The sequence below is a fragment of the Rhodovulum adriaticum genome (assembly GCF_004345735.1).
GTDB lineage: Bacteria > Pseudomonadota > Alphaproteobacteria > Rhodobacterales > Rhodobacteraceae > Rhodovulum > Rhodovulum adriaticum.
On sequence record NZ_SLXL01000001.1, the window covers coordinates 325557 to 338829 of the forward strand.

The 13273-nt window shown below is 66.2% G+C and carries 14 protein-coding genes; 8 read left to right on the plus strand and 6 right to left on the minus strand.

Annotation, left to right across the window (positions count from 1 at the left end; all coding sequences use genetic code 11):
- Nucleotides 1–53: 53 nt before the first annotated feature.
- Entirely contained in the window at nucleotides 54–542 is a 489-nt protein-coding gene (locus EV656_RS01430) for a peroxiredoxin (protein ID WP_132598709.1), read from the plus strand.
- Between the two features lie 3 nt (nucleotides 543–545).
- Here EV656_RS01430 and EV656_RS01435 read toward each other — a convergent pair whose 3' ends face one another.
- From EV656_RS01435 to EV656_RS01450, 4 genes are read right to left on the minus strand one after another with little or no spacing between them, the layout of a single operon-like run.
- A complete protein-coding gene (locus EV656_RS01435) occupies nucleotides 546–839 on the minus strand; it encodes a 4a-hydroxytetrahydrobiopterin dehydratase (protein ID WP_132598711.1) in 294 nt (97 codons plus the stop codon).
- Complete coding sequence (locus EV656_RS01440) at nucleotides 836–2038, minus strand: GNAT family N-acetyltransferase (protein ID WP_132598713.1); 1203 nt, start codon at nucleotides 2036–2038, stop codon at nucleotides 836–838. Before EV656_RS01440 ends, EV656_RS01435 begins: the two co-directional genes overlap by 4 nt.
- 31 nt (nucleotides 2039–2069) lie before the next feature.
- Nucleotides 2070–2837, minus strand: coding sequence for a glycerophosphodiester phosphodiesterase family protein (locus EV656_RS01445; protein ID WP_132598715.1), 768 nt, complete (start codon nucleotides 2835–2837; stop codon nucleotides 2070–2072).
- Nucleotides 2834–3298 carry a RidA family protein gene (locus tag EV656_RS01450; RefSeq protein ID WP_132598717.1) on the minus strand — a complete coding sequence of 155 codons (465 nt, stop codon included), beginning with the start codon at nucleotides 3296–3298 and terminating at the stop codon, nucleotides 2834–2836. The genes EV656_RS01445 and EV656_RS01450 overlap by 4 nt, the downstream gene beginning before the upstream one ends.
- 220 nt (nucleotides 3299–3518) lie before the next feature.
- Here EV656_RS01450 and EV656_RS01455 point away from each other — a divergent pair, with 220 nt between their 5' ends.
- Together EV656_RS01455 and EV656_RS01460 are read left to right on the plus strand one after the other, a co-directional pair.
- A complete protein-coding gene (locus EV656_RS01455; RefSeq protein ID WP_242469006.1) occupies nucleotides 3519–4301 on the plus strand; it encodes an MlaA family lipoprotein in 783 nt (260 codons plus the stop codon).
- On the plus strand, nucleotides 4291–4899 hold the full coding sequence (locus EV656_RS01460; RefSeq protein WP_132598721.1) for an MlaC/ttg2D family ABC transporter substrate-binding protein: 609 nt from the start codon (nucleotides 4291–4293) through the stop codon (nucleotides 4897–4899). Before EV656_RS01455 ends, EV656_RS01460 begins: the two co-directional genes overlap by 11 nt.
- Before the next feature lie 15 nt (nucleotides 4900–4914).
- Here the strand turns inward: EV656_RS01460 and EV656_RS01465 are convergent, their stop codons facing one another.
- The gene (locus EV656_RS01465) at nucleotides 4915–7101 is read right to left on the minus strand and encodes a transglycosylase domain-containing protein (protein ID WP_132598723.1); all 2187 of its coding nucleotides are present in this window, start codon (nucleotides 7099–7101) and stop codon (nucleotides 4915–4917) included.
- A 266-nt stretch (nucleotides 7102–7367) separates the two neighbouring features.
- Here EV656_RS01465 and EV656_RS01470 point away from each other — a divergent pair, with 266 nt between their 5' ends.
- The 4 genes from EV656_RS01470 (at nucleotide 7368) to EV656_RS01485 (ending at nucleotide 10600) form a co-directional block, all read left to right on the plus strand.
- Nucleotides 7368–7706, plus strand: a complete 339-nt coding sequence (locus EV656_RS01470; RefSeq protein WP_132598725.1) for a P-II family nitrogen regulator — start codon at nucleotides 7368–7370, stop codon at nucleotides 7704–7706.
- 37 nt (nucleotides 7707–7743) lie between these two features.
- Nucleotides 7744–9069 carry an ammonium transporter gene (locus EV656_RS01475; RefSeq protein ID WP_132598727.1) on the plus strand — a complete coding sequence of 442 codons (1326 nt, stop codon included), beginning with the start codon at nucleotides 7744–7746 and terminating at the stop codon, nucleotides 9067–9069.
- A 122-nt stretch (nucleotides 9070–9191) separates the two neighbouring features.
- A complete protein-coding gene (locus tag EV656_RS01480) occupies nucleotides 9192–9509 on the plus strand; it encodes an ArsR/SmtB family transcription factor (protein ID WP_132598729.1) in 318 nt (105 codons plus the stop codon).
- A gap of 41 nt (nucleotides 9510–9550) precedes the next feature.
- Nucleotides 9551–10600: a permease gene (locus EV656_RS01485; protein ID WP_200276545.1), complete on the plus strand. Its 1050-nt coding sequence runs from the start codon at nucleotides 9551–9553 to the stop codon at nucleotides 10598–10600.
- An 18-nt stretch (nucleotides 10601–10618) separates the two neighbouring features.
- Here EV656_RS01485 and EV656_RS01490 read toward each other — a convergent pair whose 3' ends face one another.
- Nucleotides 10619–11380 carry a sulfite exporter TauE/SafE family protein gene (locus tag EV656_RS01490; RefSeq protein WP_132598733.1) on the minus strand — a complete coding sequence of 254 codons (762 nt, stop codon included), beginning with the start codon at nucleotides 11378–11380 and terminating at the stop codon, nucleotides 10619–10621.
- A 170-nt stretch (nucleotides 11381–11550) separates the two neighbouring features.
- Between EV656_RS01490 and EV656_RS01495 the strand changes: the two genes are divergently transcribed.
- Nucleotides 11551–13236, plus strand: coding sequence for an acyl-CoA dehydrogenase family protein (locus tag EV656_RS01495; protein ID WP_132598735.1), 1686 nt, complete (start codon nucleotides 11551–11553; stop codon nucleotides 13234–13236).
- Nucleotides 13237–13273: the final 37 nt, after the last annotated feature.

The following is a 13273-nucleotide window of genomic DNA, read 5'->3' on the forward strand; positions in this document are numbered from 1 at the left end:
GCGCACCCTATCTGAGGCGGGGAAAGAATGGCAATCAACAGGGAGAGAAGACCATGACCATTTCGACCGGCGACACGCTGCCCGACGCAACGCTTGTTCACATGGGGGCCGAGGGACCGGAACAGGTGAACCTTTGCGAACGGATCAAGGGCCGCAAGGTGGTGATCTTTGCCGTGCCCGGCGCCTATACGCCCACCTGCCATTCGGCGCATGTGCCCAGTTTCATCCGCGCGCATGACGACCTGCGCGCCAAGGGTGTGGACGAGGTGATCTGCGTCTCCGTCAACGACCCCTTCGTGATGGGCGCCTGGGGCGAGGCGACCGGCGCCACCACCGCGGGCATCACCATGCTGGCCGATCCCGAAAGCACCTTTACCAAGGCGTTGGGGTTGGATTTCACCGCGCCGCCGGTGGGCCTGATCGACCGTTCGCAGCGCTACGCGATGCTGGTGGACGACGGCACGGTCAAGGTGCTGAACGTCGAGGGCAGCCCCGGCGAATGCACCATCTCGGCCGGTGAGGCGCTGCTGGACGCGCTGTAAGGTTCAGACCAGGGCCTCCATCCGGCGGGCAAGGGCGATGTCCTTCATCGTCAGCCCGCCGGCATCATGGGTGGTCAGCGTCACCTCTACGGTGGCGTAGACGTTTCGCCATTCGGGGTGGTGGTCCATCTTCTCGGCCTCCAGCGCGACACGGGTCATAAAGCCGAAGGCGTGCACGAAATCGTCGAACACATACGTTCGCGCGATGGCATCCGCGCGCTCTACCGGCGCCCAGCCCTTGTCCAGCAGGGGAGTCAGATGGGTTGCGCGTTCGGCCGCGGTCAGCTTGTCGGTCATTCGTAGTCCTCCACCTGGGTTTTGCGAAACGGGCCGTAATCGGTCAGCACTTCTATTTCCTGGTCCACCGCATCGCGTTCGGCGTGCAGGAAACGGTCCACCGCCGCACGCAGGCCGGGATCGGCCAGCCAGTGCAGCGAATAGGTCTGCACCGGCAGATAACCGCGCGCCAGCTTGTGCGTGCCTTGGGCGCCGGCCTCTACTGTCTCCAATCCATGTTCGATGGCGTAGTCGATGGCCTGATAATAGCAGCATTCAAAATGCAGGCAGGGGTGATCCTCAAGGCAGCCCCAGTAGCGGCCATACAGCCTGCGCCGCCCGATCACGTTCAGCGCGCCTGCCACCGGCACACCGTCGCGTTCGGCCATCACCATCAGGATGTCATCGGCCAGCACCTCGGCCGCGATGTCGAAAAACGCCCGCGTCAGGTAGGACACGCCCCATTTGCGCCGCCCGGTATCCTGATAAAACTGCCACATCGCGTCCCAATGGGCGGGCGTGATCGCGGCGCCCGTTACTTGCCGGATCGTGCCGCCAAAGGCCTGGGCGGTCGTGCTTTCCTTGCGGATGTTCTTGCGCTTGCGCGAGGACAGATCGGCCAGAAAGCCGTCGAAATCCGCGTAGCCGCGGTTTTCCCAGTGAAATTGCTGGCTGGCGCGGGGCAGCAGACCCATCCGCGCGCCTGCGCGGGCCTCTTCCCCGGTGCAGAACGTAACATGCAGCGAGGACAGGCCGTTTTCGGCGGCCAGTTGCACCGCCCCCTGCACCAGTGCGGCCTGCCCGGCGGTTTCATGGCCCGGACGGACCAGCAGACGCCGCCCAGTGACGGGGGTAAAGGGCACAGCGATCTGTAGCTTGGGGTAATACCGCCCGCCTGCGCGTTCATAGGCATCCGCCCAGCCGTGATCGAAGATGTATTCGCCCTGGCTGTGGGATTTGGCGTAAAGCGGCGCAACGCCGATCAGAACACCCCCCTGCCGGGCGGTCAGGTAATGGGGTTCCCATCCCGTGCCGACCCCGACAGAGCCGCTATCCTCCAGCGCCTTCAGGAAACGGTGGGTGGTAAAAGGATCGTCGGGCGGCCCACCCTGGGCGACCTCGGGGCAGGCGCAGGCATCCCAATCCGCCGCCGCGATCTGCGACAGCGACGACAGCACCTCGATCTCGACCGGGTCGGCGATCTTGCCCGCATCCTGCATGTTTCACGACTTGGGCCGCGCGGGGCGCGGGTCAAGCGGGATGGGCGGCGGCATACCCCTCGAACGTGATGTTATGGGCCACGGCGCGGGCGATGCGTTCGTCGCCGGCATTTTTGACCGTCCAGCATAGGATCGCGGCGCCCGCATCGCGCAGGTCGCGCACGCGGGGCCGGGCCAAGTCCGACCAGCGATGCGAAACGAAACACGCCCCCACCCGGTCGTAATCGGGAATACTCCGCAGCACGTCGCGCACCGGACCGTGCAGGCCGGGCCAGCGGAACGCCTCATAAGCGCAGGTGGTCAAGCCGCGCGGAATGTCCGGCGCGGCCTCTGCCAGTTCGGCGATGGCGTGCGGGTTGAACGACATGACCGCCACATCGCCGTCATAGCCCGCCAGCACCCGCGCCACCGCGCGTTCCAGCGGCCCCACGTCACGGCCCATCGCGCCGTCCTGGTCCTTGATCTCCACCAGCAGGGGGACGCGGCCCGCGACATCGGCCAGCACATCGGCCAGCGTGGGGATGCCGGTTTCGCCCCCCAGCAGCCGCAACCCCTGCAATTCGCGCGCCGAACGCCCCCGCACCGGGCCGGTTTCGCCGGTCAGCCGCTTCAGGTCGTAGTCATGCACGACCATCGGCACGCCATCGGCAGAGGGCTGGATATCCAGTTCGATCCCATAGCCCGCCGCCACCGCAGCGCGAATCGCCTCTAGCGAGTTTTCGGGCCGACCCGCCGCGCGGTCATGCAGCGCCCGGTGCGCGATGGGCGCGCGCAGAAAGGACGGGGGCAGACCGCTCATCGGATTTCGAAGATCCCCTCGATCTCTACCGCGACGCCGAAGGGCAGCGATGCCGCACTAACGGCAGAGCGCGAATGCCGACCGGCCTCGCCCAAGGCCTCAACCAGGAAGTCGGAACAGCCGTTGACCACCTTGGGCTGATCGCCGAAATCGGCGGTCGAGTTGACGAAGCCGGTCAGTTTCACCACCCGCACCAGCCGGTCCAGATCGCCGCCGCAGGCCGCCTTGACCTGGGCCAGCAGGCCGATGGCGCAGGTCCGCGCGGCGGCGGCACCCGCCGCGACATCCATGTCCGCGCCCAGCTTGCCGGTGATGAAGGCGCCGTCGGCCATCGAAATCTGGCCCGACACAAAGACCAGGTCGCCCGAAACCACATAGGGCACATAGTTCGCCGCGGGCGCCGGGGCATCGGGCAGGGTCACGCCCAGTTCGGCCAGGCGGGCCTCATAAGTTCCTTGCATGTCGCACTCCATCCGTTTCGGGTCAGCGCGAGGCTACCCCCGCCGCGACGCGCGCGAAACCGCAAAATGCCCCGCCGCCGCAACCAGGTCAGGGGGCCGGCCCTTGTGATCGCGGGCATGGCGTGCTTCCCTTGGCCAAGCGTTTCTGAAGAGCATGGATTTTCCAGTGGGGACCTTCGGTCTGCGACACCTTTCGTTTCGTCTTTGCGCTGCGGCCTGTTTGGCGGCGCTGACCGCCTGTGCGCCCCATGACGGCACGACGGAATTCAACGATCCCTACGAACCCACGAACCGCGCCATCCACGATTTCAACAAGCGCGTGGACGAGGCGGTGCTGAAACCCCTGTCCCAGGGCTACGGAACCGGCCTGCCCGCCCCCCTGCGCGAGGGGGTGGGCAACTTTGCCTCGAACCTGTCGCTGCCGGGCAAGGTATTGAACAACTTGCTGCAATTCCGCATCGGCGACGCGATGGAAAACGGCACCCGGTTCTTCGTGAACACGACGCTTGGGGTTGGCGGGCTGTTCGACCCGGCCACCCCGATGGGCGCCCCCGAGATCGACACCGATTTCGGCGAAACGCTGCATGTCTGGGGTTTTGAGGAGGGCGCCTATCTGGAACTGCCCCTGCTTGGCCCCTCGACCGAGCGTGATGCGTTCGGGATGGCGGTCGATATCGTGATCAACCCGCTCGAATCGGTGCTGGACGGGGACGAGGCGCGGATTGCCCGCGGCGCGCGGCTGTTCTCGCGCTTCAACGACCGGTTCACCTATGCCGGTCTGGTGGACGATTTGCTGTACGGCAGCGCCGACAGCTATGCCATCGCCCGGCTCAGTTACCTGCAAAAGCGGCGTCACGATCTGCGGCGCGGCGCGGTGCCCGACTACGACGACCCTTACGCCAGCCCCTATGAAGACCCATATGAGGATCCGTATGCGGACCCCTATGCCGATCCTTATGCAGACCCTTACACGGACCCCTACGAGGACCCTTATGAGCAATAGCAGCGCCTCTCGCCGCAGCTTCCTGGCCGCCAGCCTGGCCGCCGGTGCCAGCCTGGCCCTGACCGGCCCCACCCATGCCCTGACGACACAACAGGCCGCAGCCCTGATCGACCAGGTGGTGTCCGACATCAATCAGGTCATCAATTCCGGCCGGAGCGAGGCGCAGATGCTGCGCGAGTTCGAGCGGATCTTTGCCCGCTACGGCGACGTTCCGATCATCGCGCGTTCTGCCCTGGGGGCGGCGGCGCGCACGGCCAGCGGGGGCCAGATCGCCGCCTTTACCGATGCGTTCAGCGGCTACATCTCGCGCAAGTACGGGCGCCGCTTTCGCGAATTCATCGGGGGCGAAATCAAGGTGCAGCAGGCCCGCCCCTACAAGAACTTCTTCGAGGTGCGGACGGTGGCCTATCTGCGCGGGCGCGAACCGCTGGAGGTCATCTTTCTGGTGTCCGACCGCTCTGGTCGCAACCTGTTCTTCAATATCTTCGTCGAAGGCGTGAACATGCTGGCCTCGGAACGCACGGAAATCGGCGCGATGCTGGATCAGCGCCGGGGCAATATCGACGCACTGACCGCCGATCTGCGCAAGATGGGCTAGGCGGGGCGGCGGACGTCAGTTCCGCCCCGCACCAAATATCCCCAGAATCTCGTCCAGGATACGTTCGGCCACGGCATCGCCGCTGGGCCCGCCGCGCGCGCCCGGGCGGGTGTCGCGCCGGGGGGCATCCTGCGGCTGGGGCATGTCCGGCCGATCCTGCGGAACCAGCAGCGGCAGGGGGCGCGGCGGCAGGCCGTCATGCACCCGCGCCATGGTTTCGTGCCAGATCTCGGCCGGCAGACCGCTGCCGGTCACGCCAGTGAGCGGCGTGTTGTCGTCATAGCCCATCCAGACCCCGGCCACGTAATCGGCGGTAAAGCCCAGGAACCACGCATCCCGCGCCGCAGAGGTGGTGCCGGTCTTGCCCGCAACCTGCCATCCGGGCAATTGCGCGCGCCGGCCGGTCCCGGCCTCCACCACCTGGTGCATCATGTAGACCAGCGACTGCGCGGCATCGCGGGAAATCACCCGTTCGCCCATGCCGCCCTCTTGGCCCATCAGGGCGGTGTCGTCCCCTTTCAGCCGCAACTCCAGCAGACCATAGGGCGTCACGCTGGACCCGCCGTTCAGGATACCGGCATAGGCGCCGGTCATCTCTATCAGCGTGGATTCCGAGGCGCCCAACGCCAGCGCAGGCCCCAGTGCCAGATCGCTGTCCAGCCCGAAATCGGCGGCGATGCGGCGCACGTTTTCCCGCCCCACCGATTCGGACACCTTCACCGCGGGGATGTTGTAGGAATGGCGCAGCGCCTCTGTCAGGGTCACGCGGCCGTGGAACTTGCGGTCGTAGTTTTCGGGCGAATAGGGGCCAGAGCCGGGCACGTCGATGGTGATCGGCTCATCCACAACGGTGGCATTGGGCGAATAGCCCAGGTCCAGCGCTGCGGCATAGACAAAGGGCTTGAACGCCGACCCGGTCTGCCGCCGCGCCATGGTCGCCCGGTTGAAGCCCCCGATCGCCGTCTTGCGCCCGCCCACCATCGCGCGCACCGCGCCGTCGGCGGACATCACGACCACCGCGGTTTCGGCCTTGGACCCCTCGCGCACCTTTTCCTGAAAGATATAGCGCACCGCCTCCTCGGCCGCGGCCTGGATCGCGGGATCAAAGGTCGTGCGGATGATGACATCCTCTGTCGTGTCACGCGTCAGGAAGTCCGGCCCCCTGCTCATCAGCCAGTCGGCGAAATACCCGCCCGAGCGTGATTCGGCGGCCTCTGACAGTTGCGCGGGGTTGGCGCGCGCCTGTGCGGCCTGCGCTGCGGTCAGATAGCCCTGATCCTCCATCAGGCCGATAATCAGGTTCGCCCGGTCGCGCGAGCGTTGCAGGTTGTTGGTCGGCGCATAGGTCGTGGGCGCCTTCAGCAGCCCGGCCAGCATCGCCGCCTCGGCGGTGGACACGCGGTTGGCGGATTTGCCGAAATAGCGCTGTGCGGCGGCCTCGAACCCGCGGGCGCCCGCGCCCAGATAGGCGCGGTTCAGATAGATCGTCAGGATCTCATCCTTGGAATATTTCGCCTCCATCGCCAGGGCGAACACGGCCTCCTTGGCCTTGCGCCACAGGGTCGTGCGGCGGCAGTCGGCCTCGTAATCGGCCTCGCTGTCCCACAGGTCGGGGTCATAGGCCACGCCCAGACACAACAGTTTCGCCGTCTGCTGGGTGATGGTGGATCCGCCATGGCCCGACAACGGCCCGCGCCCCTCTGACAGGTTGATGCGGATGGCCCCGGCAATACCGCGCGGGCTGATGCCCAGATGGCGATAGAACCGCTTGTCCTCGGTGGCGATGACGGCGTGTTTCAGCATCGGGGCCACGGTATTGGCGGTGATCTGTCCCCCGAACTGTTCGCCGCGCCAGGCAAAGACCTGCCCGTCCCGGTCCAGCAGAGTGACCGATCCGCGCGTGCGCCCGTCCAGCAGCGCCGTCATCGGCGGCAGCGTTGTGTAGATATAGCCCACCGCCAGCGCCACGATCAGCGCGCCGACCAGGGCCAACCGCGAAAAAAGCCGCCACAACAGGCCGAAAAGCCAGCCGAACAGCGACCGGAAAAGCCGCAGGACCGGGTTACCACCACGGGTGGGGCGGCGCCGCGCGGGCTTGCGCTTGCGCGTGGGGGCGGGTTTGCGCCGCGGCGTGGCCTTGGCCTTTTTGGGATAGCGCCGCTCCGCCACCAGGGGGGGTCTTTTCCGGCCCTTGCTGCTCATGTCTGTGCCTGCTGCCTTTGCTGGTCTTGCGCGCACCATAGCCCGGCCCGGCGGAATTGTGGAGTTCCGCGGGCGCCGCGATTCCCTTTTCCAACTTCGCACAAAATTTAGTCAGAGTTATTCTATTGTGCAAAAATTGTGCATTTCGCCCGGCAAACCGGCACCCCTCCTGCCTGCGTTTCCTTGAGTCCGCCCGCCGCGACCCGCTTGGCTGCCGCTGTGACATCCCGCAGGGGCACCTGCCAAAACCGGAAGAGGGTTGAGACGTGAAACTCATCATTGCTGCAATCAAGCCGTTCAAGCTGGAGGAGGTCCGGGAAGCCCTGACCGCCATCGGCGTGCGCGGCATGATGGTGACCGAGATCAAGGGCTTCGGCTCGCAGTCCGGCCACACGGAAATCTACCGCGGCGCGGAATACGCCGTGAATTTCGTTCCCAAGGTCAAGCTGGAAATCGTCGTGGCCGCTGCCATGGCCGACCAAGTCGTCGAGACGATCGCCAAGACCGCCAAGACCGACAAGATCGGCGACGGCAAGATCTTCGTGCTCGACGTGAACCAGGCCGTGCGCGTGCGTACGGGCGAGACCGACGAAGACGCGATCTGACCCCGCGACGATCCTCAAGCAAAGGACTAGAAGACAGATGAAACTGACGAAACTTCTTCCTCTCGCGGCGGCGGCGACGCTGGTTCCCGCGCTGGGCCTGGCCCAGGAGGCGGCCGCGCCGGGCTTCGACGAGATCGGCCCCTATATCATGACGACGCTGCTGTTCCTGATCGGCGGCTTCCTGGTCATGTGGATGGCCGCCGGCTTTGCCATGCTGGAGGCCGGCCTTGTCCGCTCCAAGAACGTCAGCATGCAGCTGACCAAGAATATCGGCCTCTTCTCGATTGCCGGTGTCATGTACTATCTGGTCGGCTTCAACCTGATGTACCCCGGCGACTGGTGGATCGGCGGCGTCATGGGCCCGATCTTCTCGGTCACCTCGCTGGAACCCGTGGGCCTGGGCGCCGCGGACGCCTCGCTCGACTATGCGTCTGTCGGGTCGGACTTCTTCTTCCAGCTGATGTTCTGCGCCACCACTGCCTCGATCGTGTCGGGCACCCTGGCCGAGCGCATCAAGCTGTGGCCCTTCCTGCTGTTCGTCGTCATCCTGACCGGCTTCATCTACCCGATCGAGGCCTCCTGGCAGTGGGGCGGCGGCTGGCTGTCCGAGATGGGCTTCTCCGACTTCGCCGGCTCGACGCTGGTGCACGCCGCGGGTGGTTTCGCCGCGCTGGCCGGTGCCATCGTGCTGGGTGCGCGTAAGGGCAAGTTCGGCAAGGACGGCTCGGTTCACCCGATCCCGGGTTCGAACCTGGCGCTCGCCACCCTGGGTACGTTCATCCTGTGGCTGGGCTGGTTCGGCTTCAACGGCGGTTCGCAGCTGGCCATGGGCACCGTGGGTGACGTGACCGATGTCAGCCGCATCTTTGCCAACACCAACACGGCCGCGGCCGGTGGTGCGATCGCTGCCCTGATCCTGACGCAGCTGACCTATGGCAAGGTCGACCTGACCATGGTGCTGAACGGCGCCCTGGCCGGCCTGGTGTCCATCACCGCCGAACCGCTGATGCCCTCGCTGACCGAGGCGACCATCATCGGTGCCATCGGTGGGGCGATCGTGGTCTACACCGTGCCGCTGCTGGACAAGCTGAAGATCGACGACGTGGTCGGTGCCATCCCGGTGCACCTGGTCGCCGGTTTCTGGGGCACGTTCATCGTTGCCTGGTCGAACGACGGTGCCAGCTACATCACCCAGATCATCGGCTTTGCCGCGATCGGCGCCTTCGTCTTCGTCGTCAGCCTGGTCTGCTTCCTGATCATCAAGGCCGTGATCGGCCTGCGGGTCGGCGAAGAAGAAGAGGTCAACGGCCTGGACGTGACCGAACTGGGCATGGAAGCCTACCCGGAATTCGTCAAAGGCTGATCCCGGTTTCCCTTTCCCAACTACCGTGACCAAGACCGGCCCGGGCGTTCGCGCCCGGGCCATTTCTTTTCCGCCTGCGAGAAAAGAATCGACATAACCGGATTTCTAGTTATGTTGGCCGCATGACACTCATCAGCCCCAATGCCCGCGCCCTGGCCGCCCTTGGCCACGATGCCCGCCTGTCGATCTTTCGCCTGTTGGTAAAGGCCGGCCCGGACGGGCTGCGCGTGGGCGATATCGGCCAGCACCTGGGCCTGGCGCCCTCGACCCTGGCCCATCACCTGTCCACCCTGGTCGAGGCCGGGCTGGTCCTGCAGACGAAACAGGGGCGCGAGGTGTTCAACAGTGTCGATTACCCGGCGATGCATGGGCTGCTGGCCTTCCTGACCGAGGAATGCTGCACCGGCATCACCTGCACCCCGCGCGACGACGCGGCCTGAGTTTTTTACCCCGAAACAACGACTATTCCGGAGATATGGAAATGACCGACACGACCCTTTCCCCCGCGCGCCCGGCGGCGATCCTGCGGGGGCTGTGGCGCGATCAGCGGGTGTGGCTGGCGGTGCTGGCGATCCTGGCCGCGCTGCTGGTCGTCGATGCAGGGCAGGCGCTGGACAGCCTGCGCTTTGCCCTGGGGCAACTGGCCCACACCGCGCCCTACCTGCTGCTGTCAATCGCGCTGGCCGCCTATGCGGTGGCCACCGGCGCCGACAACCTGATCGCGCGCGCCTTTACCGGGGCGCCGGCGGTGATGATCCTGCTGGCGGCGCTGGCGGGTGGGCTGTCGCCCTTTTGCTCTTGCGGGGTGATTCCCCTGATCGCCGCGCTGCTGGCGATGGGCGTTCCGCTGTCGGCGGTGATGGCGTTCTGGCTGGCCTCGCCGATCATGGACCCGTCCATGTTCGCGCTGACCACGGGGGTTCTGGGCCTGGAATTCGCCGCGGCCAAGACGCTGGCCGCCATCGGGCTGGGCCTGTTCGGCGGCTGGACCGTGCACCTGCTGGGGCGGGCCGGGAACCTGACCGATCCGCTGCGCCCCGGCATCGGCAATGGCGGCTGCGGCGGGCGCAAGGTGCGCGATCCGCAACCGGTTGTCTGGCGCTTCTGGGCGGTGGCGGAACGGCGCGTGAAGTTCCGGCGCGAGGCGCTCAGCGTCACCCTGTTCCTGGCCAAATGGCTGAGCCTGGCCTTCGTGATCGAAAGCCTGATGCTGGCCTATATCCCGGCCGAAAGCGTGACCGGCCTGCTGGGTGGCAACGGGCTGGCCCCGATCGCCCTGGGCACCCTGGTTGGCGTTCCGGCCTATCTGAACGGCTACGCGGCGTTGCCGCTGGTGGGCGGGCTGATCGGTCAGGGCATGTCGCCCGGCGCCGGCATGGCCTTTCTGGTGGCCGGTGGCGTCACCTCGCTGCCCGCGGCGATTGCGGTCTGGGCGCTGGTGCGGCCGCCGGTGTTCCTGCTGTACCTGGCGCTGTCGCTGTCGGGCGCGTTCACCGTCGGGCTGCTGTTCCAGCTGTGGACGCTGGTCTGATACAGGCGCAGGCGCGGGCTATCCCATCAGCCCGCGCCGCACCAGGTTCAGCGCGGCGATGGTCAGAATCACCAGCGTCAGCTTGCGGAACCGGTCGGGATGCACGCGGTCCTGTACCCGCACCCCGGCCGCCATGCCCAACGCCGCGGGCAGCACCAGCGCGGCGGAAAACGGCAGGGTCTGCGCGTTCAGCACGCCGGACCCCAGATGCGCCCCCACCAGCATCACCGCCCCGATCAGGAACACCACGCCCTGCACGCGGACCATCTCGATCTTTTCGGTGTTGAAGCTGAGCAGATAGGCGATCACCGGTGGCCCCCAGACCCCCGAAATCCCGCCGAAGAACCCGCCGACCAGGCCGGTTGCCACCTCGGCCCGGGCGCGGCTGCGGGCGGGCAGGATCAACTGCCGTCCCAGCAACTGGCTAAGCGTGAAGGCCGCGATCGGCACCCCCAGCAGCAGGTACATCACCCGGTCGGGCAGCACCGTAACTAGCGGCGCGCTGACCACGATGGCCAGCATCACGCAGGCGATCAGCCGCCAATACCGTTTCACCGATCCCCAGGCCGCCGCCACCCCCTGCCGGAACGCCTGCGCCACGTTCAGCAGCAGCGTTGCCAGGATCAGCCCCGCCAGCGCCAGCTCGGCGGTCAGAAAGGTGGACAGCCCGGAAATCAGGATCATCGGCAGGGCAAAGCCCACCGCCCCCTTCACAAAACCTGCGAACAGGGCCACGGCCACGGCGGCCGCAAACAGCATGGGTTCGATCCCGAAGATCATCGCAGGCGTTTTCCTTCCTTCGCCCCCGGCTATATCGTGGATCGAACGACGCCGCAGCGCAAAATCGCGAACGACATTATGCTTCAATACACCTTGCCCGTTTGAATTTTTGTTGCGCTGCACCTGCAAAGGCCCTATGCCAGCCCAAGCCCGAACGAAGGAGATATCCCATGCCCCATGACGGTCAGGACATGCCCGGCACCGACAGCGCCCTCCTCCCCGACCTGCTGACGCTGACCAAGGCAGCCATCGCCCCGGTCGATACGGTTCTGCAGGCCGCCCGCACCACCCTGCGCGCCCAGGTGGTGGAGGGCGACCGGGTGTCCGGCAAGCTGGTCGAGGCCCACCAGACCGCCGCCCACGGGCTGGCCTGGCTGGCGACCTATGCGCAGGCGCTGACCCAGATGCAGGCCTGGGCCGAACGGCTACAGGCCGAGGGCAAGTTCGGCGAGGTCGAACAACTACTGCACCAGATCGCCTTTGGCGAATACCTGGCTCAGATCGCCGGCGGCATCCCGATGAGCCAGGGCGAAATCGTCCGCCTGCGCGATATCGGCCTCGATGGCGATGCGGTCCACGCGTTCTACACCGACGCGGTCAGCACCCTGATCGGCGGCGGCAACACCCCCGCTGCGCGCGCCCGGCTGGTCACGCTGATGCAAGAGCAGGCCGCCAACGTCACCGTCGGCGCCACCGGCCTGGAAGATGAGCTGGAGATGATCCGCGAACAGTTCCGCCGCTTTGCCGTGGACCGCGTGGAACCCAATGCGCACGAATGGCACCTCAAGGACGAACTGATCCCGATGGAAATCATCGAGGAGATGGCCGAACTGGGCGTCTTTGGCCTGACCATCCCCGAGGAATATGGCGGGTTCGGCCTGTCCAAGGCGTCGATGTGCGTGGTGTCCGAGGAACTGTCGCGCGGCTATATCGGCGTGGGGTCGCTGGGCACCCGTTCCGAAATCGCGGCCGAGCTGATCCTGTGCGGCGGCACAGAGGAACAGAAGCATAACTGGCTGCCGAAACTGGCCAGCGCCGAAATCCTGCCCACCGCCGTCTTTACCGAACCCAACACCGGGTCGGACCTGGGCGCCCTTCGCACCCGCGCGGTCAAGGTGGGCGACGATTACGAGGTGACCGGCAACAAGACCTGGATCACCCACGCCGCGCGTACCCATGTGATGACGCTGCTGGCACGCACCGATCCCGACACGACCGACTACAAGGGCCTGTCGATGTTCCTGGCCGAAAAGACGCCGGGCACCGACGAAAACCCCTTCCCGACCGAGGGCATGACCGGCGGCGAGATCGAGGTGCTGGGCTATCGCGGCATGAAGGAATACGAACTCGGCTTCGACAAGTTCAAGGTCAAGGGCGAGAACCTGCTTGGCGGGGTCGAGGGGCAGGGCTTCAAGCAGCTGATGCAGACCTTTGAATCGGCCCGCATCCAGACCGCGGCCCGCGCCATCGGCGTGGCGCAATCGGCGCTGGACGTGGGCATGCAATACGCCCAGGACCGCAAGCAGTTCGGCAAACCGCTGATCGCCTTCCCGCGGGTCGCCGACAAGCTGGCGATGATGGCCGTGGAAATCATGGTGGCGCGCCAACTGACCTATTTCTCGGCCTGGGAAAAGGACAACGACCGCCGTTGCGACCTGGAGGCCGGGATGGCCAAACTGCTGGGCGCGCGCGTGGCCTGGGCCTGCGCCGATAACGGGTTGCAGATCCACGGCGGCAACGGCTTTGCGCTGGAATACAGCATCAGCCGCATCCTGTGCGACGCCCGCATCCTGAACATCTTTGAGGGTGCCGCAGAGATCCAGGCGCAAGTGATCGCACGGCGCATCCTCGGCTGATCGCCGGACATAACGCTGACGCCCCGGCCACTGCGCC

Coding starts and splice junctions, on each gene's coding strand:
- EV656_RS01480 (WP_132598729.1), top strand. CDS start 9,192: ATGACACTCATCAGCCCCAATGCCCGCGCCCTGGCCGCCCTTGGCCAC.
- EV656_RS01450 (WP_132598717.1), bottom strand. CDS start 3,298: ATGCAAGGAACTTATGAGGCCCGCCTGGCCGAACTGGGCGTGACCCTG.
- EV656_RS01485 (WP_200276545.1), top strand. CDS start 9,551: ATGACCGACACGACCCTTTCCCCCGCGCGCCCGGCGGCGATCCTGCGG.
- EV656_RS01430 (WP_132598709.1), top strand. CDS start 54: ATGACCATTTCGACCGGCGACACGCTGCCCGACGCAACGCTTGTTCAC.
- EV656_RS01465 (WP_132598723.1), bottom strand. CDS start 7,101: ATGAGCAGCAAGGGCCGGAAAAGACCCCCCCTGGTGGCGGAGCGGCGC.
- EV656_RS01460 (WP_132598721.1), top strand. CDS start 4,291: ATGAGCAATAGCAGCGCCTCTCGCCGCAGCTTCCTGGCCGCCAGCCTG.
- EV656_RS01440 (WP_132598713.1), bottom strand. CDS start 2,038: ATGCAGGATGCGGGCAAGATCGCCGACCCGGTCGAGATCGAGGTGCTG.
- EV656_RS01435 (WP_132598711.1), bottom strand. CDS start 839: ATGACCGACAAGCTGACCGCGGCCGAACGCGCAACCCATCTGACTCCC.
- EV656_RS01445 (WP_132598715.1), bottom strand. CDS start 2,837: ATGAGCGGTCTGCCCCCGTCCTTTCTGCGCGCGCCCATCGCGCACCGG.
- EV656_RS01490 (WP_132598733.1), bottom strand. CDS start 11,380: ATGATCTTCGGGATCGAACCCATGCTGTTTGCGGCCGCCGTGGCCGTG.
- EV656_RS01495 (WP_132598735.1), top strand. CDS start 11,551: ATGCCCCATGACGGTCAGGACATGCCCGGCACCGACAGCGCCCTCCTC.
- EV656_RS01475 (WP_132598727.1), top strand. CDS start 7,744: ATGAAACTGACGAAACTTCTTCCTCTCGCGGCGGCGGCGACGCTGGTT.